Origin of the sequence: Acinetobacter sp. AOR41_HL (assembly GCF_027854645.1) — a bacterium.
GTDB lineage: Bacteria > Pseudomonadota > Gammaproteobacteria > Pseudomonadales > Moraxellaceae > Acinetobacter > Acinetobacter nosocomialis.
The window spans coordinates 12,267-36,194 of the sequence record NZ_JAKTHZ010000022.1 but is presented as its reverse complement, the minus strand read 5'-3'; the positions used below and the strand labels follow the sequence as shown (position 1 = coordinate 36,194).

25 protein-coding genes are annotated in these 23,928 nt (G+C 36.7%); 9 read left to right on the top strand and 16 right to left on the bottom strand.

Annotation, left to right across the window (positions count from 1 at the left end; all coding sequences use genetic code 11):
* From MKL35_RS07730 to MKL35_RS07700, 7 genes are all read right to left on the bottom strand, one after another.
* On the bottom strand, positions 1–1,833 hold the full coding sequence (locus MKL35_RS07730; protein WP_270913288.1) for a phospholipase D family protein: 1,833 nt from the start codon (positions 1,831–1,833) through the stop codon (positions 1–3).
* A gap of 3 nt (positions 1,834–1,836) precedes the next feature.
* Positions 1,837–3,108, bottom strand: coding sequence for a DUF6361 family protein (locus tag MKL35_RS07725; RefSeq protein ID WP_270913286.1), 1,272 nt, complete (start codon positions 3,106–3,108; stop codon positions 1,837–1,839).
* A gap of 258 nt (positions 3,109–3,366) precedes the next feature.
* Positions 3,367–3,597 (bottom strand): helix-turn-helix transcriptional regulator, encoded by a 231-nt coding sequence (locus MKL35_RS07720; protein ID WP_309004436.1) that lies wholly within the window; start codon positions 3,595–3,597, stop codon positions 3,367–3,369.
* Between the two features lie 88 nt (positions 3,598–3,685).
* Positions 3,686–4,582, bottom strand: a complete 897-nt coding sequence (locus tag MKL35_RS07715; protein ID WP_270913282.1) for a recombination directionality factor — start codon at positions 4,580–4,582, stop codon at positions 3,686–3,688.
* A gap of 144 nt (positions 4,583–4,726) precedes the next feature.
* The gene (locus tag MKL35_RS07710) at positions 4,727–5,869 is read right to left on the bottom strand and encodes a YqaJ viral recombinase family nuclease (RefSeq protein WP_270913280.1); all 1,143 of its coding nucleotides are present in this window, start codon (positions 5,867–5,869) and stop codon (positions 4,727–4,729) included.
* Between the two features lie 165 nt (positions 5,870–6,034).
* Positions 6,035–7,084, bottom strand: coding sequence for a DUF932 domain-containing protein (locus MKL35_RS07705; RefSeq protein ID WP_270913278.1), 1,050 nt, complete (start codon positions 7,082–7,084; stop codon positions 6,035–6,037).
* Between the two features lie 65 nt (positions 7,085–7,149).
* On the bottom strand, positions 7,150–7,467 hold the full coding sequence (locus MKL35_RS07700; protein WP_270913276.1) for a hypothetical protein: 318 nt from the start codon (positions 7,465–7,467) through the stop codon (positions 7,150–7,152).
* A 792-nt stretch (positions 7,468–8,259) separates the two neighbouring features.
* On the opposite strand from MKL35_RS07700, the gene MKL35_RS07695 reads away from it, so the two are divergent.
* A complete protein-coding gene (locus MKL35_RS07695; RefSeq protein WP_270913274.1) occupies positions 8,260–9,381 on the top strand; it encodes a hypothetical protein in 1,122 nt (373 codons plus the stop codon).
* A 113-nt stretch (positions 9,382–9,494) separates the two neighbouring features.
* Positions 9,495–10,004, top strand: coding sequence for a hypothetical protein (locus MKL35_RS07690; RefSeq protein ID WP_270913273.1), 510 nt, complete (start codon positions 9,495–9,497; stop codon positions 10,002–10,004).
* A 99-nt stretch (positions 10,005–10,103) separates the two neighbouring features.
* On the opposite strand, the gene MKL35_RS07685 is transcribed toward MKL35_RS07690, so the two are convergent.
* The 3 genes from MKL35_RS07685 to MKL35_RS07675 form a co-directional block, all read right to left on the bottom strand.
* Positions 10,104–10,775 carry a hypothetical protein gene (locus MKL35_RS07685; protein ID WP_270913271.1) on the bottom strand — a complete coding sequence of 224 codons (672 nt, stop codon included), beginning with the start codon at positions 10,773–10,775 and terminating at the stop codon, positions 10,104–10,106.
* A gap of 66 nt (positions 10,776–10,841) precedes the next feature.
* Positions 10,842–10,967, bottom strand: coding sequence for a hypothetical protein (locus MKL35_RS07680; protein WP_270913270.1), 126 nt, complete (start codon positions 10,965–10,967; stop codon positions 10,842–10,844).
* A 69-nt stretch (positions 10,968–11,036) separates the two neighbouring features.
* Entirely contained in the window at positions 11,037–11,978 is a 942-nt protein-coding gene (locus tag MKL35_RS07675; protein ID WP_270913268.1) for a YagK/YfjJ domain-containing protein, read from the bottom strand.
* 514 nt (positions 11,979–12,492) lie between these two features.
* On the opposite strand from MKL35_RS07675, the gene MKL35_RS07670 reads away from it, so the two are divergent.
* Positions 12,493–13,377 (top strand): hypothetical protein, encoded by an 885-nt coding sequence (locus MKL35_RS07670; RefSeq protein WP_270913266.1) that lies wholly within the window; start codon positions 12,493–12,495, stop codon positions 13,375–13,377.
* Positions 13,378–13,503: 126 nt separating this feature from the next.
* Here the strand turns inward: MKL35_RS07670 and MKL35_RS07665 are convergent, their stop codons facing one another.
* From MKL35_RS07665 to MKL35_RS07650, 4 genes are all read right to left on the bottom strand, one after another.
* Complete coding sequence (locus MKL35_RS07665) at positions 13,504–14,235, bottom strand: Fic family protein (RefSeq protein ID WP_270913264.1); 732 nt, start codon at positions 14,233–14,235, stop codon at positions 13,504–13,506.
* 302 nt (positions 14,236–14,537) lie between these two features.
* Entirely contained in the window at positions 14,538–15,110 is a 573-nt protein-coding gene (locus tag MKL35_RS07660; protein ID WP_022576025.1) for a hypothetical protein, read from the bottom strand.
* Between the two features lie 52 nt (positions 15,111–15,162).
* Entirely contained in the window at positions 15,163–15,942 is a 780-nt protein-coding gene (locus MKL35_RS07655; protein WP_032011906.1) for a hypothetical protein, read from the bottom strand.
* Positions 15,943–16,086: 144 nt separating this feature from the next.
* On the bottom strand, positions 16,087–16,644 hold the full coding sequence (locus tag MKL35_RS07650) for an NAD(P)H-dependent oxidoreductase (RefSeq protein ID WP_017392575.1): 558 nt from the start codon (positions 16,642–16,644) through the stop codon (positions 16,087–16,089).
* 116 nt (positions 16,645–16,760) lie between these two features.
* Here MKL35_RS07650 and MKL35_RS07645 point away from each other — a divergent pair, with 116 nt between their 5' ends.
* The 3 genes from MKL35_RS07645 to MKL35_RS07635 all read left to right on the top strand — a co-directional run bounded on the left by MKL35_RS07645 (position 16,761) and on the right by MKL35_RS07635 (position 18,572).
* Complete coding sequence (locus tag MKL35_RS07645) at positions 16,761–17,096, top strand: winged helix-turn-helix transcriptional regulator (protein ID WP_032011905.1); 336 nt, start codon at positions 16,761–16,763, stop codon at positions 17,094–17,096.
* Positions 17,097–17,123: 27 nt separating this feature from the next.
* Entirely contained in the window at positions 17,124–17,342 is a 219-nt protein-coding gene (locus MKL35_RS07640; RefSeq protein WP_209796556.1) for a DUF6500 family protein, read from the top strand.
* A gap of 264 nt (positions 17,343–17,606) precedes the next feature.
* Entirely contained in the window at positions 17,607–18,572 is a 966-nt protein-coding gene (locus MKL35_RS07635; protein WP_050598863.1) for an Abi family protein, read from the top strand.
* Between the two features lie 270 nt (positions 18,573–18,842).
* Here MKL35_RS07635 and MKL35_RS07630 read toward each other — a convergent pair whose 3' ends face one another.
* Together MKL35_RS07630 and MKL35_RS07625 are read right to left on the bottom strand one after the other, a co-directional pair.
* Positions 18,843–19,538, bottom strand: coding sequence for a DUF4145 domain-containing protein (locus tag MKL35_RS07630; RefSeq protein WP_032011902.1), 696 nt, complete (start codon positions 19,536–19,538; stop codon positions 18,843–18,845).
* A 159-nt stretch (positions 19,539–19,697) separates the two neighbouring features.
* Entirely contained in the window at positions 19,698–20,249 is a 552-nt protein-coding gene (locus MKL35_RS07625) for a TetR/AcrR family transcriptional regulator (protein ID WP_065286465.1), read from the bottom strand.
* Positions 20,250–20,946: 697 nt separating this feature from the next.
* On the opposite strand from MKL35_RS07625, the gene MKL35_RS07615 reads away from it, so the two are divergent.
* The 3 genes from MKL35_RS07615 to MKL35_RS07605 all read left to right on the top strand — a co-directional run bounded on the left by MKL35_RS07615 (position 20,947) and on the right by MKL35_RS07605 (position 23,885).
* Entirely contained in the window at positions 20,947–21,747 is an 801-nt protein-coding gene (locus MKL35_RS07615) for a GNAT family N-acetyltransferase (RefSeq protein ID WP_065286464.1), read from the top strand.
* A 122-nt stretch (positions 21,748–21,869) separates the two neighbouring features.
* Positions 21,870–22,772, top strand: coding sequence for a helix-turn-helix domain-containing protein (locus MKL35_RS07610; RefSeq protein ID WP_209796557.1), 903 nt, complete (start codon positions 21,870–21,872; stop codon positions 22,770–22,772).
* Positions 22,773–22,883: 111 nt separating this feature from the next.
* On the top strand, positions 22,884–23,885 hold the full coding sequence (locus MKL35_RS07605; RefSeq protein ID WP_032011899.1) for an aldo/keto reductase: 1,002 nt from the start codon (positions 22,884–22,886) through the stop codon (positions 23,883–23,885).
* Positions 23,886–23,928 lie beyond the last annotated feature (43 nt).

Here is a 23,928-nt window from a genome sequence, read left to right as displayed (position 1 = left end):
TTATTTTTTTCCTTTTATTGCTTGCTCAAATGCATGCCACAATTGAATAAACTCTTTCGGAATATGAGCACTACCTTCCCCGCCCAAATCCTGAACTAACTTTTGAATATCTTGTAATCGTTCAGGTTCTTTCATATAGATAACAAACAAATCTTCAAACAATGTCGTTTCATCTTCAAGTAACCTATTTAACCAATTGAAGTCAGCTTCACTATTTTTCGTACCTATTTTGTCGGTAGCGTAAACGTACCCGAGCAATATTCTTAAGTACTGAAGAAATCCTTCTTTATTATTTATTAATGTTCTGAGTATCTCCGCATCACGGTCAGAAGGTAAGTCTGATACTGTTATTTTCAATACAAACCTTACTTGTTCTTGTTGAAGTTTATGTTTGATTTCAAATGCAATTAAGCTTGAAATCGCCGTACTAGTTAAGTTGGAGAAAACAATATTTTCATTTGTCTTGCTGATATTCCAAGACTGTGCACGTTTTTCATCTAAAGTAATAGGCCAAACCTTGATCTCATAATCTTGATAATTATTCTGAGTATTCATTCCCTCTGCATTTAGCACATAATTCCAATAATTCGAAGTTTCGTCGAATGTGCAATAACCTCTAATTGTGGTACTACATATCCATTTTCGAATTTCCTCTAGAAGTTTATTATCTTCACTCAGACTTGAATCACCAATTGCGGAGAGATCATCATATTGCGTCAAGTAACCATTAGCCTTCATGCTTGAAAGAAAGTGATCAACATTAATCAATTCACTATCCTCACTCACCAGTTCAACCAATATTTCATCATTTTTTTGACACGTCAAAGCTGCATCCGTCGCATTCGCAGAACCTACTACCACATGTGTCTTAGATTTACCATCTTCTAAAACATCATAGATATATGCTTTTGCATGTAATCCTTTAGTTAAAATCTGATCTGTCTTAACTTGGAAATTATTGCTTTGATCGTCATTTGTATAATCATCATCAACCAAACCATCAGCTAACGTATAAATTTCTTGGTCAAAAGCTTTAAGTGTTGCAGGTTTTAAAGCTAAGAGTTCCTCTTCTCTTGTCAGAAGAAAACAGGTTTTACTCGAACTAGCTAATTTTTTTAATACAGCATCGGAACAAAAAGGCGAAATAATTAGTAATTTCTCATTCTTTTGAATGTTCCATGGATAGGAACCCTGATCTAAAATGTAGAAAGAAATATCATTAAAACCTTCAGGCAAACACCATTGAACTTTGATTAAATCCTGTGTCATTTTATTCATTTGTTGAGCCTTTTTATATTTTAGCTCACTATCTTGAAAACGACTTAAGGTGTTTGAAAGGAAATAAATTATTGGATTATTTTTCGGATTTCGCTTCTTACCCACATGTCCATCTAACTGTAAGGCAATGTCCCACGAATTATCTTTAGTTAAGTTTCTAGAAAGTACAACCAGTCTATATACAATATCTTTTCCATTGACGAAACGTAATAACCATATCTTTGGATGAAAAACACCACCTCTAGGAGATTCACTTTCTATGATCATATCTTCCAAATAACTAAAAACAGGATTTGGCTTTCTGTCTTTTGGAACCTGAATAAGTCCTTTTTGTGAAAATATAGTTATTCGTTCTTTCAACTTTTTGATTGATGCCAAAATTGAATAAGGATCGATTGGCTTACTATCAGTTGCTAACAATGAAAGATAGACTGGAATCTCTAATACAACAGACGGATCTAGGGAATAAGTTGTCAGTATTGCTTCATCAAATATCATCCCTACAGGAGGCACTAAGAAAGACGTATTTAAGCTTCTATGCGATGGGTTCAACATGACCTAAATTCCCTCAACAACAGATAAATCTTTCAAAAATTGTTTTGCCGTCGGCCAACGATATCTCAACTCATTTACACCCGCGGCTCCGCCCCACTGCTCTAACGCTTTTTTATTGGTAAACCTTGATCTAGCACCTTTTAAATGCTTCTCACGCTCTATGATTAATTTTTTCACTTTATTCAACTTATAAAATTTAGGATCTTTTAACTGAAGAATACTTACCCATGATTCAATAAAGATTTTAGTCGTACGATTGATTGATATAGGCTCAGCATAAGAATTTTTTCTTTTTTCAATTGTTATCCAGAAATCGTCTATGAACCAATTATCAAGGTGAAATACCTTAGAATCCCTGCTGTATAATTTCTGATACCACTCATGTAATTTATTTTTATACTCCTGATAAACTTTTTTATTCTCGCTAAGATCAGCAAGTAATAGGTTATAAAGTAAATAGGCGCCGTGAATAATGACAGAAAAGAACTCTGCATGTTTAAGGAGTTTCTGAGTCTCCACATCAAAATTCTCAAATTGTGGATGCTCCCATGGTACTGTTACGTCTTGGCTATAGTGACTATTTAAAGCAAGATAAGCCAAAAGGCTCTCACCACAATGACAACGAAGCTGTTCTTTTATAAATCCAGCTTCTTCATCCGTAACTTTTAAATTCACACTGTTGGGAAAATCTTTAGGTGGCTTGGGAAGGCTGAAATGCCATATAGAAGATTTATTTTTTTCAATTTGGAATTCTGAATAATCATCATTACGCTTTTGTAGATGTGCTATTTCTTTCTCTAATTGAGCTCTTTTGTTCTCTAATTTCTTAGCATAAAAGAAATATTCAGTTTGCAAACAATTTTTACTCTTAATTCCCCATTTTTCTAAGCCTGACCAATATACTGAACTTGGTAATCGTTTCAAAGTGATGCCAGAAGTCTTACCAAACACGCCATCTAAATCATCAGACTGCATCAAGCTAGTAATCAAATTCCGCTCAAGCTGATCAATAATTTTGAGTGATTCATTATCATTTAAATGTTTTTTTTCAGCTTCCTGATAAAGCCAAGGTATAAAGAAAAAATAACGAAGCCTCGTTTGAATGGTACTCGTACCTGGAAATAAGAGATCTGATATACGATCCCTAATACTACCAATCCCTAGCTCATCCCTGCTGTCCTTTTCATTGAAATGAGATAAAAGCTCTAATACTTTTCCTCTAGACTCTTTATCATTATCTATCCATGAAAGTGATGATTTAAGTGTAATGGTCATATAACTTTTCTATTTAGGTAATGAATTCAATTTATCAATTTTCCAATATCAGAATACAATAATTCTGCTTTTAATTAACTCCCATTTATTTCCACTAGCGATTGTTAATGATGGTTCAGTTATGAGTATCCTACAGAAAGCCTTTCTATGCTCAGTAAAACAATTTAAGCCTTACTAAGAGAGTGAGAAGTGGTAATCAAGATTATGTCTTGCTAATAACGCTCAAAACACACAAAAAAAAGGGAGCAAAAGCTCCCATTACTCTCGTTCTTCCATCTTAGCCTCAATCCACTGGTGAATTTCCCAAGCTGACCAACCGATACGCATTTCGGTCAAGCGCACAGGTTGAGGAAATGTCGGATCGTAATACTTTGATTTCTTATTGATCATCTCATAGATTTTTGATTTGCTCAGAGCAGTAAATTCAACGACATGCTTGATATTAATGATTTGATTCATCTGAAAAGTTTGACCTGTGAACGCATTCATGATGTTTTTCTCCCAATCAATGATGCGAGCGCAATTTCGCTCAAATAATAGAGCCCGCTGTAAGAAAAAACGTCCTGCTTCCACCTAATCAATTCAAAGCCTGAACCGATTGCTGCAAGCCTTTCTGAATATCCTGAACATGGGTTAGGTCATGCGTTTGTTGAGACTGTTCTGGTCTTGATTCATCACTATAAAACTCCTCAACAATATCCAGCCCCTCCTCACCTCCCACCTCAAAGCTAGCATTGCCATAGCCCTGCCGTGCCACATGATCTAAAGCTTCCTGATAAAACCCTGCTGCCTTACTTGTTTCATCAATCTGTTTGGCTGACGTAATTGCCTCCTGTAAATTGATTCCATCACGTAAAGTTAAATCCACGTAATAGATCGGAGTACGATAACTTTGCGTGGTGCTTTTACCTCGTAAAGTCAATTGCAATGGCAGGCATGAAAGTAAATCACCTGAAGCAGCATGGTAATAACGTAATCGTGCAGCCAAGGTACGAATGCTATTAAAGCCTGTGGTTCTAAAGATGAAAGTGCCAAACTCATCCGATTCATCTAAATTCACATACAGCCGCCCATAAGGTTTACACAACCCACCCTGTGCCAATGGACAAAGATCAGGTGATGGACATGGATGCTGTTCAATACCATTTTGTCCCAGTCGCTGACAGGTTTCTCCATTACCTGAGCAGATTAAGCGTCCAGTTTGGCGGTCAAATAGGCTGTACTCTGCCCGTAGATTCAGTTCAGGATCGTTAAAGATCATGCGTACTGGAATGGTTCTGAGTTTCTGGTTTTGTGCTTTAGCACGTAACTGTTCATCCAGTGGATGTTTCACCCAGCCATCTTTTCCTTGAATTTGACTGGTAATGGTAAATTGGTCATCCTTTTCAGGGAGTCGTTTACCATTCTTTTCGATGATTTTGCCGATACTAATACGTCCTAATACTGGCGGTGTAATTGCTAAACCTTTAATCATGGTGATGTCCTCTATATAGATGTATAAATAAAAATTGGGCATAAAAAATCCCATACCTGTTCGGGTCTGGGATCGGTTGGTTTTGGGTATTGGTTGATTTGATACGTTTGTTGAAGAAATAAATGCTGGATCTGCGTTGCTGCCTTATCCACCATTCGGGTAAATCTGAAATCGCCGTGTACCTGCTTTGGTTTGAGGAAACTGCTGTAGATATTCAGGGTGTTGTTTCAGTAAGGATTTGCTGTCTAGGCTGATCGAGTCTTGTGATTTCTTCCACGTCACTGAACCACCCGTAAACACTGCTCGTTCAGCATCTTTCATCATCATTTGCAGTTGATGTTTGAGTTCATCAAAATACTGTTGGTGCTGCTCAACCTTATGTCGCTCTTCAAGCAATTGGTTAAATAGGTAGTTGGCTTGTTCATTTTGAGTCAGATCTTCCACTGTTAGTGGTATCTGCTCAGGGTAAAGCTGCTGCAAGGCTTTGGCTGCTGAGTCAGAAGCATCGACACTCGGTGGAATATCCGATTCCACACATTGCCAGAAGTGACGTTCCGCATTAATGATATGCTGAATCACGGTTTCATTACGGGTCACTTTAAAGATTTTACTTTCATGTCCACAGATCAAGGTACAGATATGCGCTGCCTGTTTACCTGTCACTGCCAGTTGATGTTGCACTTGGCAGAGGACATATAAAGGCACACCATCTCGCCATAACTTAGAACCATATTCCCCTACAGTTTTACATTCCAAGATTTGAACTTCATCATTGCCCACCACGGCATAGTCAAGGTTCGCCAACATAAAGTGTTTGTCTTCATCAGGATGCTGTAACACTGCATTGACTCGACGCACCTTATTATTGGTGTGCATGCTGTAGTATTCAGCCACCAAGGGTTCTAACTGCTTGCCCCAGTACAACGGTGCATAACCAGCACTTTCATCCTCGATATTTTGTTGCATCCGTCCTGTCTTGATCATCCACAGTTCCAGCATCGACATATAGGGATTTAAACCACATGCTGTAGCGGCATCACTACTGCCAATGCCCTGCTTTCGGACTTCTAGCCATTGTTGGTAATTGAGCTGTTTGGTGTTGGCAAGGCGTTTAGCTGTGGGTGCTTTGGTTTTTCGTGGCTGCGTATTCGGTCGGTCTCGTTTGGTTCGAGTTCCGACTTCAACCTGTTGAGTCGATGAGTTTTGAGTGGTTGGATTCAGGTTTGGTGAATATGGCTGTAACGGTGGATGATTTAAGGCATTTTGAATTTGAGTATGACTATTCATTGTAACTATTCCTGTATGGGTAAAATCGTAAAAGCTGAATTTTGGGCATAAAAAAGCCGCATCTGAGGGTGCGGCTAAAGGTGTTGCTGTGCTTGTACGGTGTTACCGTAAGCTTAGGCTAAATAGATGAACTTAATTGAAACTGAATGAATGGTATGGCTTTTATTAACCCACCATTCTTAAGGCCTGTTCCAGACCTCGTTGTTTAATCACTGCACCTGCACCAAACCATGCTGAATCAAGTCGGTGATCCGTACTCATGGCACGACGTTCATGATCACAGAATTCGGTTATGGCACACAGTAAACCATAGGCGGTGTCCTTGGCTGAACTCAGTTCCGCCCCTCGCCCATGTCCGTTAAACATAGTCATGACTTTTGACATAGCACGTCCATTCGGTTCAGTTTTATTGTCTGAGCGAGATGAAGCGCTTTGATTCGGCATGGCTGCATTTCGATAAAACTGAATAATGCTTTCATCCTGTTCAGCAGTGCTGAGATTGGTATTGTTAAATACCGCATCAAAATAGGCTGCCGCTTCCTGTTGGGTTACTTTACGCTGACTGAGTTGCTTCATTTCATACATATGTTCATCCCATGCACGAACTGAAATCCCCAGTTGCTGTTTGACTTTCTCTGCATCGAACTTGGTACTGTGCGGCACTTTAACTACACCTGCACTGGTGTTTTGCCCTTTAAGGGCAATGGCTAAAGTGTTATTACACACCACGCGGATCGAAGTGAATTGGGCTGTGGTAGCTAATGTACCATCACAGGCTGTCGCTAAAAGAATATAGCCATTACTCACATCTTTGCCCTTAAGTGTTGTGCTTTGTCCTGTTTTCGCCAATGCCCAGAATTTCTTACCGCCTTTGAGTACCCCCGCTGTTTCCAGTTCAAAGCCTGATTGTTCGGTTAGGTCTTTATAAAAATGCAGGATTTCCATCGGCTGGACTTCCTGAAAGCGCTGACTCACCACCGATAACGGTGCATGGGTATCTGAGCGATACAGTACCCGTTGTTCCTCAAAAGGCATAATGATGCTTTGGCCTTTTTCATTTTGAGCCATGTAACTGACATCGGAGGATTCGATGCGCCAGTCCATGCCTGCCTGTTGTGCCCAAACCTCGATGGGTTGGTTTGGGGTAAGTTCATTACCTAAACCATGCCAAGGAGTTTGTCCAACGAATGCCATGGTTTCAACTAAATGTGCCATAAGAATAATTCCTGTATTAATTTTAAAATGGGTATAAGGTTCGATTTGTGAATTTTGTTGAATGCTTAATTGCGTAAATTTGGGCTAAAGCTGCGGTCACAGTTGTTGCAGTAATACTGTCTGCGATAAGTTGGGAGTAGCGGTTGTTGCAGTTCATCTTCAGTGATCAACATCCAGATACCACCGATCAGTACCCCAACGATTGCGCCTGCTATCGGAGGCATATTTAGACTTTTAGAAACGCTAACACCCAAAGTAGCAAGTGCCATAGGTGACATCACGCTATTGGCAATAGGGTTATTGGTTGAGGTACTGGGTAAATGTTGGGTTGATTCAAGCAGTACCGTCTCTCTAGACTGGCAATAAGGACATGGCAAACTCATTGTGGTATTTCCTGTAAATGAATAAAAAAAGCCTGCTGGGGAAGCAGGCAAAATGATTGCGATGTAGCTGAAGCATGTATTGGTGCTATCTCGAATCGAGAAACACCGTTCTCATTTAGATGCTATGTATTTGTATTTTTTTAGAATGCGTTTTTTACCATCAGTTTTGGGTGATTTTTGAATGATGCTTAAATAGATCAATTGACCTGTTTTTTAGCAACGATTATGATGCAAGGGCTGACCTACATTGTCAGTCGGTTTTGACAGACCGTTTACAAAAGGCGCACAACAAACGCGATATAGGTTTTTGTGCGTTCTCTTAAGTCACGCCTTTATGGTGAGGCTAGGAGGGGCACGCTTGCGTGCGCTGATTTCCTTTTGTATCAGTCTGTCAACCCTTCTAGTCTTGCCACCATTATTTGACAGTAATTTGGTAAGACTACTTCTCATCACAAAAGGAATAGTCAACCATGACGCAATTTACTGTGCTTTATTCCCCTGCACTTTCTAAGCCTCTCAAGCATTTCATTCCGATTCATTTATCGCACGCTTTCGCTGTGTCCTGATTAATTCAAGGCATCAATTAACTGCTGCATCTATTTTGGTCAGTGGTGTTTTGTGCTGGATAACAATCATCGAATTCATCACACAGCTTATTTGAGTTGTCATTTTTGTACTCAGTAAAAGTATAGCTAGAGCCTGTGACAGCCAACCAGAATGTATTTGAAATTACAGTCAATTTCATAATTCATTTTTAAAAACTTTAAAAAAATTGGATGGGGAAATAATAGGATGAAATACGTTTCAATTGCACTGCTCACCAGCCTTGCGTTGGTCGGCTGCTCAAAACCACAACATGATGATGTACAGAAAGAAGAGCTATCTCAAAAGATTGAAACAATGTCATTGAATGATGAAGCCCCTGCACAGACTACTTCTTCTCCTTTGATTATTGCTCGAAATAAAGTTACCCCTCCGCTCACCAAAACAGGCGAAAGCTTTCAGGAGCTCATTAAAGACGAAGGATATTTTTCCTTTTATCCACCGTATAAAACTATCTCTGGATTGCAGATGTTTGCTGAAAATTCAGATGTGGCTGACTATTGTGCAAACTGTGTGCATTTCCAATCTATTCTGAATGATTTAAGAAATGTGCTGGCTTTAAAAAACAATCAAGTTTTAGTAATTGGAAATACAGGTCAACAATTTCCTGCATTCACCTTTGCTTTAGGTGATAACTATTCTTTGCGTGCAGCGCATGATACAGCCATCAATTATATAAGATCGACAATGCAGGTGACTCCACCACAAAAAGATCAATTTGAAAGTACTGAACAATATCAACAACGTATTCAAACACTTCAAAAAGAATTAGATAGTAAAAATGCCCATCTAAATTATGACTTAAAACTTTTAGAGCTCAGTTTAAATGCTACGTCTGCACAAAGCCAGTTCATGCCGAGCAGCTATACACCCAATGATCGACCGAAGGGTCCGATTGATAATTTTGTTTATTACGATGCTGACTCGAAACAATTACATTTTGAGAACATGAATTTCGCATCTGATCTTATTGTGAATTTCACAGCTCCATCCACGTCAGAGTTAGCACAAAATATCATTACGGCTGGTGGACAAAAATATGTCGGTTATATTTTTAACTTCAATAACCATAAATTGGAATTAGATAGCTTAGTCATTTATCAAACCAACATTACTCAAGCTGATTCTGCAAATGAGCCAATCGCAATCCTTGAACCAAGTACCATGTCCTTTCAACGCAAACATTTCAACGGCATAGAAAATGCGCCATTAAAGAAATTTGATGTGCCACTGAAAAAGCCAATTCCTTTTGATTTTAGCTTGGAAAACTACACGCCGATCGAGAAGGTATTTAAAAAGATCAGTGAATGACTCCCATTTTTATAAAAAGCAAAAAATTGATTTATCTAAAAATTAAATAAACAGAGTTGGGCTTTCGCCCAACCCTGTAGATCACAACATTCAATTAAATATAGGCATGTGTAATGAATTTTATTCCATCTGTTGTTTTATCCAGTGTGTTGCTGCTGACTTTAAGCGCATGTAATTCGGGCAACGATGTACCAAAATCCAAAGATGTCCAAACTCAAACAAGTGAGAATAGCACTGCTGATACGACTGAAACTCCCCCTCAATCCGAAGATGATTTTCCACCCGTAGATAAATCCTTTTTAGAAGATGAAACATACAATGCTGAGGAAGGGACTGAACCCACTGTACAAGAACAGTTTGAAGTCCGTGTTCGTCGTGAAGAATCACAATACTCCATGACAGGCTATAGCGATTTGTTAAACATCATGTCCTTGAACGATGCTCCAACCACCATCACAGGTGTTTTAATCAATCGTGGCAATTGTAGAAGCAAAGGCACTTACGATTATCAAAATATGCGTTATGGTTCGGTAGCAAAAGTTTACTTAGGCTGTTCGGCTGAATATGTCCGTGAAGTGACCATCACGACCAGCAGTGGCTTGACCTATACCTATAATTTCTAGGCATTCGTCCATTCATGCTTCAGTGGATTAGTGGTCTAAGCGCATTGTTTTCCTTAGACCACTATTCGACAACAACTCCATTAATTTTACTGAACAAAACTAATTCAGCTTTAAAGGGATGCGTTCACAGTCAAAAGTTTTGCGACGAGTTCGCATCACCCTTAAATAATGATTTTTACTATTCGCATTAAAATCACTCTTGAGCAATTGCAGGATACGCTGAATCTGCCTGTCATCTTGGCAATTCACTGACCAGCCTTTCTTGGCTTGTTCTTCAATATGGGCTTCACCATAACCATTACTGAGTTCTTCCCACTTCGCTGCCAATTTATTGGCATGGTCAGATAAAGTCGTGTCCTGTGCTTGTCCTGCATAAATGAAGTAGATCTGGAGGTAGTAACCACGATCAGGATAATGTTTCATTTTCCAGATCACCGAATGGATGCAACGGAATAAATTGATCTCTCTTGCCCTAACCTCTCTCAACAAGGCATAGACATAACATTCAAATTCGTTAAATGCTAATGACGATACATCTGCCCTGATACCCAACCGCATTGGAAAGATGATTAAGCAGTCCTTGTTTTGTATCAAATCCAATAAGAAGCGTTCAACCTTTTTCATTTCAGCTTTATTCTGCTTCTGATCGTATTGATGACCATGCTGTATCAATTCAGATTTTGACTGAATATCGGCAATCATCGACTCAATCACATGATCGGGCAGGTCTTTAATATTTTCATACAATCCATATTTATTGGCTTGAAACAAGGCTCTTTCAATCTGCTTAAAAATAATGATGGAATCAACATAGTCATAACCCTGAATAAAAAAGCGTCAAGACTTGATGATTAAAGGAACAATTTGTTGCTTGAATTGTTCACAACTGATTTGGTCATCCACCACATCCTTGATAAATTTTTCAATTTCACAAAAGGTTTGAGCTTCGTTGTAGGTCGTCATGAGAAAACACATCCTAGGTTATTGGTTCATATCACTAGGAGTGCCGTAGTTTTTTAATTGTTGTTTGACTTAAAATCCACATATCTGCAAGGTTTGAGCAACACCTCTACGCCAATGCACTTCAAATTGACCTGTACCAAAGCTACGCATATACGGTATCTTTGCTCGTAAATGCTGTGCATACTTTTCAGGATTGACCAAATACATGCCCGCATTCAAGGCATTCGTTACTTCCACGAGATTATCGCATCGAATAGGTCCTACCCCTAAACGATCATTCTGCATAAACTTCTGCTTATGTTCCGTAGTATTACAATTAAAGTGTATGCCGATATTACCCGTAATACTGTTCCACATTTGCCAAACCTGATCAGCAAGATACCAGTCATTTTGCCGTTTCGATGGATCATAAATCAGCAATAAGTGGCAATGGTAGCCTTTATCTACGCCCTGCTCTAATGCCCATGCATAGCCCTGTAATCCCATGAAACATCCATCTTGATTTGCTATACGATTTCTTAAAATACTCATATGCTGTTGAACATTCTCGATACCAATATAAACCTGTTGTTCTTTGAGATAACCCAAATCGACACGTACAAATAACAGTTCAGAATAATGTGTCATGAGTTTAGTCAGATACTGATACAGTGACCTTCGATTCTGCTCTTCTTGCTGAATAAAGCGAGCATGCTCATTCCAATAATCATATTTATATTGGCTGAGTACACAGCATAGGGTTTGAACCTGTTGAATATTAAAATTCAAGATATGTGATACAGATTGACCATTCAGAAAATGATCAATCCAATACTTGCACTGAATAAAATACTGGATGGATTCAGCGTAGTGAAGCTGTGCTGAATAGAAATATTGAAAGGCTTCATATAATGTACTCAATATTTGTTTGAATTGTTGTTCATCCATCTGTTCAAAACAGACATCGTAAACAAAGTCTTCAATAGCAGTACAAACACTGGATTCATTCCAAATAACTGTAGTCAAATTCATGTCGTGATACTCATCATGTTAGGATTCATATCACTTACTATTCTGTAAAAAATTAATAGTCATAAATTAGCTTATAAAATATAGCCTATACATATGAATCAAAATATATAGAAGTAATTAATAATATTAATAACCAGCTAAGCTGGATAGCTACTTGCCTCTAAGAACACCTTACAATCCGACACTTCACTAGCCTAAACTTGGTCAACATGAACAAGCTAAAGTTAGTTTTAAGCAACAATTTGTGATCCATCATTTGACTTTGATCCTTCTTCATGAGTATGAACTAAAAATTTACGTCGACTTAATTTTTAGAAAATTGATATTTGGCTATATGATTTTTACTTTTTCATACCTATAAAAGGGCTATTTTTAGCAAAAAAGGGGGCTATAACTACATAAAACACCATATATGTATCACTAAAAACTCATAAAAAAATTATGAATATCCCACTAGTAATCTACAAAAAATATTATTAATATTTTATAAATAATTCTACATAGTGATAAAAATATGACTATTACTCGTGACAATGGTCAAGTCATCATATCCAACAAAACTCAGCAACATTTGGAGGGGCTAGGTCGATTTGAAGAAAGAGAAATTAGGTGGTCATGGAATTTCTTACAAATGTTTAATTTATATTTTTTAGGGCCCAACTCATCGATCACACAAAAAAAAGAAATTATTATTAACCATATAAATAACTTACAAGATAAAGAAGTCCACATAAGAAATTTAAAAATAAATATTGAAAATCATCTAATACCATTGGAATACTTAGAGTGGATAGAAAAAAATGATAATAGGAAAATAATATGGTTAATACATAAAATTCAAAGTGAATTTAATCTAACACCAACAATTGTAATCAATGGAGATCCATTTAAAGATTTTATATATCACCTAGATATAATTCCCTTAGATGTGAATCATAAAATTTTTTTCATACAAAATAAGAAAATAGAATGGTTAAATATAAAAACACCAGACAAAGAAATAAAATGGTTGGATGAAACAAATAACAATCAACTAACATGGGCATGGGAGTATTTAATAAAATTTTATAAAAATATAAATATTTTCTATCCACCTCAAAATAATATGGATCTTTATAATGCAATTCTAATTTCATTAGACAATATGTCTTATGGAGTTCCATCTGATAAGAAATTATTTTTAGATCGTATGAAAAAGACATGGAGTCAAAAGAAATTTAGAGATTCAGGAAAGGCGAAAAAACCTTATCATCTCCCTTTAACAAAAAACACTCAAAAGCAACTTGAGAAATTAGCTGAGCTAAAAAACTGCCGAAGAGAACAAGTTATTGAGCAACTGATCGAAAAAGAGTTTGTGTTACTAAACTTGGATGAAAATGGTAAACCTAAATACAAATAGTATTACCCACTCCTTGATATTGGATAGTGACTAAGATTAATTACTTACTCACTATCTTTAAAGCAACTAGTTCATACTTTCTAACTCTATTATTTTATAGACTCTAACCACAACTATTTAAAATGATTAAATCCCTAAAACTATCTGATAAGGTTTAAATCCATCCAATACAACTTCACCAATCAGATTGATGAATGGTTCTGTCTTACCATAAGCCATCCATTGATCTAGAGCCTCATAGTAGGTCAAGCGATTTTCTACAGTAATCACACTAGGTGGATAGCCAGCTTTTAATAGTTCCAGATTCATCAATAAACGTGATGTTCGACCATTGCCATCAACAAAAGGATGAATACCAACGAAATCTGCATGGACTTTGGCTGCTCGTTCAACTGGATGTAATGCATGAGCTTCCGTGTTATACCAATCTATAAACTGAGCCATTTTGTCATTAAGCAAAGTATAGTCTGGCGGATTAGTTGTAGCACCTGAAATTAATACATTTTGCTGGCGATATCGTCCAGCATTTTCATCATCAATGTTTTTTAATATTAGTTGATGAATATTCCGAATTTGCCATTCAGAAAATGGTTCTTCTTTTTTTATAATATCTTCGACATACAAGATTGCATCACGATGATTGATCGCTTCAAAATGCTCTCTTAATGCCTTACCACCTACCGTAATCCCTTCTAGAACAACTTTGGTTTCCAATAAGGTTAAAGTATTACCCTCAATCGCATTGGAATGGTAAGTCCAGCGCAGGATCAAGTCTTCATGTAGATTTTTAACAATCGCAGGTGAAAGAGGTCGATGCTGATCTAATTTAGCTTTTAAATCATCAATGATCTCAAACATGCTTATCTCTGTACGTACGTAAGTATCAAATGATCATACATTAAAAAATGATGGCAATGAAATCCATCAGGTTAATCCAATGCGTCCATGCTATAGTAAAAACAGTAGTTGAGTAGATACGGAAGTACCCTTATACGGTTGGGGGTATAACTGGGGGTAAAATATAAAATAAGATTTTTAAGTTTCATTATTTATCATACGCTTAAATTAATAAGTTTATTCCCTCTCTCACCGCCAGAATTCAAAAAGACCTAAAACGTTTTGATTTAGGTCTTTTTTTATTTTTAATAAAAATTAAAAGTTTAGTTATTAGCTAAATGTTTAGAAACATCCTTAGCGACTTGTACAGCAATATCATCCCACGCTTTATCTAATAAAGCTGTTTGTGAAGTACCACCAATTTTTGGATCCTTTAACTTAGAGTTAAATGTATTCGTCCATTTCTGACCTTTATATTCAAAGGTAGCCACTAAAGTTACATTTGCCACATCAATTGCAGGAGTAATATTGAACATACCAGCTGAGTATTCAAAGCCAGATTTAGCCTTTTCAACCGTAATCGTTAATGGGCTTCCATTTGGTGATAATTTTGCTATCTGAGCAATCGCTTCTTCTATACGACTCGATAGAGCTACGCCTGTAGGAATACGTGTTCTAGAAGCACTTCCTACAAAACCGTCTGCCCCTTGAATATCAATACGTTGAGGGAAAGTATCTGGATTCCATTTGATATGCACAGTATCTTGCACTTTTGGCAGAGCTGATAATTCTGAAACAGACGTATAGTTTAGACGGTTATTAAAAGGTAAATTGATCGCGCACCCTGTTAATGTAGTTGCTAATACTAATGCACTTAAACTGAGTAGTTTTTTCATACTTTGAATCTCATGAGTTTTAAAAAATAAAAATTGGTTATCTCGAATTAACTTAATCCAAATCGAACACTTCTAATGACTCTACATAAGGCAAAATAAGATATTCATGATGAGATAAATGTTGTTCTAGCGAGTGATGCGTTGTTTGATTGAATTGATAAAAGCTGCTCAACTCATTAAGTAATTGAGGCGTTTTATTTGCATCAAATTTTGGTGTTTTCATAAAAAATAATAAGCTTGCCCCTAAACCCACATACTCTAAGCCATAGTTTTGATTTAAATGCTCAATCAAGCTAAAAGATTCAAAAGGGTTCAAATCACAACTAAAATATCCATTGAGGCATGCTGCAAATTTTTGAGTTTCAGTTTGACTATTGACTAACTTTACTTGAATAACGGCATCTAAAATTTTGTCGGGTTCAGCATTAATCTGTAGCAGAGTTACTTGATCTTCATCGCTATACTTAAGTTTTTTAGGCAAGTTATTAAAGTCTATATAATTTTCTGGCTTTAATAATTGTTCTATATGATATTGAAGCTCTAAAGGTCGAGTATTTTCCCAACTTACTTCACTGTCATCTTCAACGAGTTCTGTGGTATCAAAATAAAGTCCATCTCCCATTGAAGCATGCATAGAGGTGTATTGGCACTGTCCTATATCTTCTAAAAGTAATAATACTTTTTTAGGTAAATGCTTCTGCTTAATTTCTGAATATAAGTTAGTAACATCCTTCCATGAGCTTATTTCACTGATTGTTGCGTAGCATATTAATTCATGAGCATCGTCAGTTATAAGGGAATTTTCTTTTTCTTTAATATCAAGAATAGTCATAAATTTTTAAATTTAATCTATATTTAGCGGACATTTATATCATAAATAAATTGTATATTTAACTTAAAACCTTAATGTAATTTTTTAAAAATCCTCTATATAAGAAGCCCAAACTCTCACGTTTAGGCCTCCCTACCTTAAAACTTACTCAGACAACGCTAATAACTTCTGAACGTACTCAATCGCATTATTTGCTACGTCTTGATGAGTAGGAACATCGTCATCTTCTGAAGGGTTTGTGTCTAAACCATAAAATGCATGAAGTGGTTGATAGTCCGCCCCAACATATAAAGCAGTGAGCTGAAAAGAACTAAAAACTTGGTCCAACGTAAGTTTATATTCACCCTGCTCTGAATAAATATGTTCTTGGCCACCCGCAGACACAGCCAGCATAAACTTCTTATTTTTAACTTTGTCACCTGTTGAACCGTAAGCCCATCCATATGTTAAAACTTCATCAAGCCATTGTTTCAAAAGCGGTGGGCAGTTAAACCAATACACTGGAAATTGAAAAACTAAATTTTCGTGTTCTTCTACAAGCGCTTGTTCTTTGGCAACGTCAATTACGCCATCTGGGTAGGCCTGATAAATCTGGTGAACCGTAAATTGGTCTGGGTATTTTTCTAATTCCTCTACCCATCTTTTATTTACGACTGATTGGTCTATGTGAGGATGGGTAACAATGACTAATGTCTTTTTCATTATAAAAACACTCTTATCGGAAAGTTGATAAATCGATTATAGAAGTGTGCTTTCCTAAATATAAGTACGGTAATTTATGTTATATACTATACTAAAAGATAGTGTAGATTTTTAAAATGACCGAGTGCGTTCCATCAAACACGCCATTAGAAGAAACGGGATTTGGATATACCCTTTCTTTGATTAATGGCAAATATAAAATGATTATTATGTATTGGCTGTATGAAAAAAATGTCATGCGTTTTAATGAGATGCAACGCTGCATTGGCAATATTTCATTTAGAACACTCAGCAATACACTCAAAGAGTTAGAAAGAGACGAACTTATTATTCGTAAAGAATATCCTCAAATTCCGCCAAAAGTTGAATATCGGCTTTCTGAGAGAGGACAATCTTTAATTCCTTTGTTAGATATGATGTGCCAATGGGGCGAGCGGAATAAGCCGTCTTAGTTTTATAGACTTGAAGTGATACTCAATATGAGAAATGAATTAAGAGAAATTTTTATTAAGGGATGCGAAGATAAAATTGAAAAGAAGGGAGACAATGTTGGTCTGTCTTTTTATGCTTTTTTTAAAAATAAGAATGATAAACCTGAGTTACTAATGGAAGCAGCGCATTGGTGGATTATGGAGCATAAGCTAGATCACTTCGAGAAAGCTGTGAAGATTAAAAAATTGGTTTTGAGTGAACAGTAAAGGCTTAAGACTGTCACGAAGCATGAAGAAAGTTGTTTGTAATTATTTATTAGATATGATTTATGAACGAGACAAGCGAAATACAACTTTTTAATTTCATATATTAAAAAGTCTATAGAGTTCCTATGTATTCTAACTAAATTTCTTACAGCTATATTGACATTAGAGTACTTTATTCTATAAAGTAACTCTAACGACGCCCGTAATGGAGATCATGATTATTTTGTGATATACATTACGGGCTTTTCTATTTTTATGATTTATATGAATACTTTACAAGAATATAGCAAACCTTATATTACACCTCAAAAATTGGTTACAGATTATTTAGTAGCTAAAAAAGGTTTATCAATTCAAGGGGATGAAATTGATTTTGCTGGGAAAGTCTTATCTCAAATTAATTGGTATCATTTAAAAATATATTTTTACCCCTTCATTCAGGATTTAAATGCACCAGAGGAAAAATATAAGCCTCAAACTAAATTTAGTGATGGTTGGAATATCTATTTATTGGATGATGATTTAAGAAAAATCATTATTAAATACACGTTAAAAATCGAAATAATTTCAAAAAGCTATATAGATCAAGCAATTACAGAATTCACTAATGATCCTTTTTGGTATGTAAATGATGACTATTTCATAAAAAATCAGCAGCCTTATTATGAAAGAAGCCAAATATTAAGTAAGATGGCCAAATCTGATGCCGACTTTGTAAAACATTTTAAGAAAAATTATAAAAGCCCCTATATTTCATACAGATTATTGCCTCCATTCTGGATAGCTATGGAACTTATTACTTTTGATCAGTTTTTAAAAATTATAGAGAAGTTAAACCCACAAACATTTGAAAAAAAGGGTGAGAATGTATTAGATAAATGTGCCAAAAAGCTTGGCGCAGAAAATTTTAAGCAACTAAAAAGTTGGCTAGAAGTTATCAAATATATTAGAAATCAAGCTTGTCACAATAGTCGACTATGGAATTCTAAACACATGATCCCAAAAGGATTAGAAGGATATTCAAAACCAACCGAAGAAAACATAAATCCTCACAGAATATATTTAATTATTTTATCTATATATTTAATGACTAAAGACTCAATTACTATCGACAAAAATATAAAAGAAGAAATGCAAAAATTATTCGCAGATTATAAAGATAAAATTATAAATTTAGAGAAACAGATGGGTTTTCCACAAAATTGGAATACAGAAACTATATGGAATTAGTTAGTCCAGAATCTCTCCCACATTTCACTTATCGATTAGGATATGAGCGTTTGTGCTTACACACATCTTCCCATACACCTAAGCGATAACGACGATATGCTCGAACATTGACTAATTTCTTAGACATTGTCTATCTCCTTATCTAATTACGTTAGTTTTGGGAACTAACACCCATTTTTAGCCTAACTTTGCTTATACAATGGGTAAGAATTGGAGAGATTCCTTATAGGGAATTATATCTAACTATTTATTCTTGTAAATAATTTTTTATTATGACCCAATTTTTTTTAAATCATCTTTAATTACTTTCAAATCTTTAATCTTTTGAAGTCTTTCCTTTCTTTCATTAGCAGCTATATACCATTCATCAAATAACATCTCTAACAGACTTATTAATAATTGTGCTTCATCCGGCTCAACATCAACAATAATATTGATATCTTTCTCCATATGAGCCCCAATATTTCCGAGTGATCGAATAGAATCAATAGCTTCCCATACTTCTGGTTCTATCTTATCTTGTATGGCTTTTATTTCTTCAAATAAATTCTTTTCTTTCACCTTCCAGAAATCTCGTATCATTCCTTGAAGACATCTTCTAGCTAACGTTGCAGAAGCTTTAGGACTTAAATCTTTAATTAAGCATGCTTCTTCATAATCATTAAGGATGACTTCAGGGATGATAGTTGTTGAGTACGTTTTCGAACTACTTTGAGGCAATAAACTCCATTCCTTTTCTGGAAGGGGTTCAGGTGAATACAAGTTTGGACTTTGACTTTTAAAAAGTGATGCTTTAACACATATTTCCTCACATTCAGGGTTTGGACAAACAATTACCAATGTATCTAAACCTAATGCAACTTTATATTTATTTTTTAAATTAAATGTGTGTGTCTTATTACTAATATTATAATTAGTTATTGTACATGTATGATTGCAATATGGGCATCTCCAACCAAAAGACATATTCTTTCCTCAATTTTAATATAAGTGCAAAAACAAAATTTTATATTTCCTATATAACATAAAAACTTTACTCAATAACTATTTAAAAAATAACTCAAGGCAACAATATAATTAAAATACTTAAAGTTTTAAAAAGGCCTAAATCTAGGCCTTCTCCCCTCAAACCCGACTTAAAAAATAATCAATCAGATATTCCCTTTCATCGGTTTGATTTGATCCTAAAAGCTGCACCATCGCGCCATCGACCACAAATAAAAACATATGCGCATCTTCAACTGTAGCGGCAGGTTTTACAGTTAAAAGCAGTTTATGAATTTCCTGAATAAGCCAGTTTCGATAATCAACCACCACTTTATAAGCCGACGGATAATGCTTTTCTATTTCAAAAATTGCCTTAAAGGGCAAACGATAAAAACCTTCTGAGTCAGCATGTAAAAAGAAAATTTTCTTGAGTTTATCGAATACCATCAGTTCGCTGTACGAATAGATCGTGGAAAATACCTCTTCTTTTAAAGCGTCTATTTGAAAAGTTAAACTCATCTGAATGAGTCGTTCTTTGGAGCGAAAGTAGTTGTAAAAGGTGCCTTTGTTGATTTGGGAGTCGGCAATAATTCGGTCTACCCCGACTTTGTGAAACCCATATTGGTTAAATAAATCTTTTGCCGTGTGGAGCACTCGCAATGCTCTAAATGAAGCTTCTAAATTTTTCATGTATATCGCTTAAAATAATTTTTTGTTGTAAATAAAAGAGATAGAAATGCCGTCACTCTTAAATTGAGCGCTAAAAAACAGGCATGCAGAAGCCGCACAAAAATGGTGTGCTCGCCTATCTCGGGTTTTATTGTTGCTATGATTTTTTAGTCGTAATGACCTATGGCTTAAAACCTAGAGTCGGTTAACCCGTTTTAAAGACCAGTGGGATGTAGATGTAAAGATTTTGGCGAAGGTTGCCAATGAGAGAGATGAAATAGTACGCATATGACGGATTCCTGTACAAATAAGGATTCTGCCTATCTCTGCTAAAAGATGGTGGCAGAACGAAAGGGGGTTAGCAGACTGGGTACAGAACCAGCACACCCGAAGGTGTCCCCCTCTCGCCCTACCGCAACGTGAGGGAGACGGGTTGAATACATGCAGATCTCTCCCTCAGAAGGAATAAATCTGATGTAATCTGTACGACGGTCTGCTAAAACCGACTGGCAATGTAGGCCAGCAGGCAAAGGATAATCCGCACGTTTTGGAGTGTCAATGTAAGGTTGAATAGAAATTGGTTAAATAATTATTGTTGTTTATTCAATTAGATATTTAAGCTAAAAAGACCTTCAACTTAAATTTAACGATGTCATGATAATAAAAATGTAGGATAGTGAATTATGATTGAGTTCATCATTTGAATGAGTAATTAATAATGATAATAAAGGGACCTCCTACTAGTTCAGAAGAATATCAAATTATCTTTCAATGGCTTGAAGAGCGGTTTTATTATTCTATTGGGGCGATGGCTTTCCTTGCTCAAACACAAGCTACCAATGCCGAGTGGCAACTCTTACGTTTGTATGACTCACGAAATGCCAAGCAACTGCTAGGAGTCGCGGTCATTCTTGCTGGCGGCACCTGTTTTTGGGTTCCATCAGAGGCATCATCTGGATCATTACTCTGTACATCCATTTTAGAGCTTAAGCCGCGTCGGATTGTAACCACCGCAATCGGGCGAGACTTATTACATACCGAGATAAAGCAAAAAGGACGTATTTTGCGAGAGTATGATCAATGGATCATGGTTTGCTCACGCCAATTTTCTGAAGCTCAAGGCCGCTTGGCTGAAATTTCGGATATTGCCCGCCTTAACGAATATCAACATCAATACAATAATGAGCGCTCAGTAAATGAAACACCTGACTGGGTATCTCTAATTCAACAACAAAAAATTATTGTGCTTGAAGCAGATCAACAAATCGTTTCGATTGTGCGTTTAGGCATAGAAACAGATCGACTCGTTTCTATTGGCGGCACATATACCTTCCCTGCTTATCGCCGAAAAGGTTTTGCCGAACGCATCTTAAAATTTGCAGTAAATCGGATTGTTGCAACTGGACGAGTTGCCCACTTAATTGTCGACGTTGATAACACTCCAGCGGTTACCCTTTATCGGCAAATGGGCTTCGAATGTGTAGAGTCTTCTTACATTGCCTACCCAGAGTATTTATAAAAATCATTCATTTTCAAACCTGTTTAAATGAACAGATTGATCGCGCTATAAATAAAAGCTACAGTAAATAAAGTTTGAATTTTATAACTTTAAATAAATTAATAACGCACGCAGGCAAAGACATGGAAACCATACATGATTTTTATCGCCGCTTTTCTTTAACCAGAGATAGCGATTACTCGGTTCCATCGACTTCGTTTGGACATTTTAACGTGTTCCAACGCGACGCCTGCTCATTTCTGACACCTTATAGCCGCCGCGATTATTATAAAATTTCACTAGTTTTAGGCACAGGTGAACTTCACTATGCTAACCGCTGGATACGAGTCGACCGCCCTGCTTTACTGTTTTCAAACCCAATGGTGCCCTATGCATGGGAAATTAATTCGCCTGAACAGGCAGGCTGGTTTTGTCTATTTACCGAAGAGTTTGTAAACCAAGAATCGCGACAAAGCTTTTTACAAGACTCACCACTGTTTAAAGTCGACGGCGACCCGCTGTATTTTTTAAATGACCAGCAGGTTGAGGAAATTTCATTTATTTTCAAAAAGATGATGAATGAAATAAATTCAGACTATATTCATAAATACAATGTTTTAAGAAATTATTTGCACCTAATTGTGCATGAAGCCATGAAAATGCAACCGACCCAACAGTTTGAAAAACATAGTAATGCTGCGGTTCGTATTTGCCATTTATTCTTTGAGTTATTAGAGCGTCAGTTCCCCATCGACTCGCCACATTTTCAGCTTAAACTAAAAACGGCAAATGACTTTGCCTATGGCTTGTCGGTACATGTGAACCATTTAAACCGCGCTGTAAAAGAAGCCACAGGCAAAACCACGTCTGAGCATATTAGCTCGCGTATTACGCAAGAAGCCAAAGCACTGCTACAACACACCAGTTGGAATATTTCCGAAATTGCCTATAGCTTAGGCTTTGAATATTCAGCGTATTTCACCAACTTCTTTAAGAAAAATACCGGCTTTTCGCCTAAAAAGTTCCGCGAAGACTGTGTAGCCTAAAATCAGATTGTTTGAATTTTATAATTATTGGTTTGAATGTTATACGTCAGTTTGAGCCAAAGCATTTTATAGTTTTTCTACTCAAGTGATTTTGCAAAAAGAGTGTGAAAAATGAAATATAGAACTTTAGGACAAACAGGCGAAAAAGTATCAGCACTTGGTTTAGGTTGCATGGGAATGAGCTTTGCCTATGGTGCCTCAGACGACACACAAAGCATTGCCACTCTAGAAAAGGCATTAGACCTCGGCATTAACTTTTGGGACACCGCCGACATGTACGGCAACGGCGCAAACGAAGTTTTGCTCTCAAAAGTTTTAGAAAAAAACCGCGACAAAGTGTTCTTGGCGACCAAATTTGGCTTCCGTTATAAAGAAGACAACCTTAACCCACAAAACTCTTTAGAGTCTTATATTGACGGTTCTCCAGAGTGGATTAAAGTTGCGGTCGAAAATAGCTTAAAACGCTTAAATACAGACGTGATTGATTTGTATTATGCGCACCGCATAGACCCAAATGTTCCAGTTGAAGACACCATTGGCGCAATGGCTGACTTGGTGCAACAAGGTAAAGTTCGTTATTTAGGACTCAGTGAAGCGTCGGCGGAAACTATTCGTAAAGCGCATGCGATACACCCGATTGCAGCGGTTCAACATGAATACTCGCTACTTACTCGTGAGTTCGAGCAAACCCATTTGCAAACCATTCGTGAGTTAGGTATTAGCCTTGTGCCGTATTCACCACTTTCGCGTGGTTTAATCACCAATACGCTTGATGTGGGCAACCTAGACGAAAATGATTTCCGTCGTCAGTTGCCACGCTATCAAGGCGATAACTGGAAAAATAACCAAAGCTTGGCACAAGCATTTAGTGACTTTGCCCAAAGCAAAAATGCGACAGCGGCTCAACTGGCTTTGGCTTGGATTTTGGCGCAAGGTGACGACATTATTCCAATTCCGGGTACGCGTAAAATCGAGCGTCTTGTAGAAAATGCGGGTGCTGTAGACCTTCATTTATCAGCGGCAGATTTGGCAGAAATCGAAGCGATTATTGCGAGATACCCAAATATGGGCGCACGCTATAACGCTCAGCAACTTGCTGCAGTGAACCACTAATATATAAGCCATAAAAAAAGTCCGACTCAGTGTCGGACTTTTT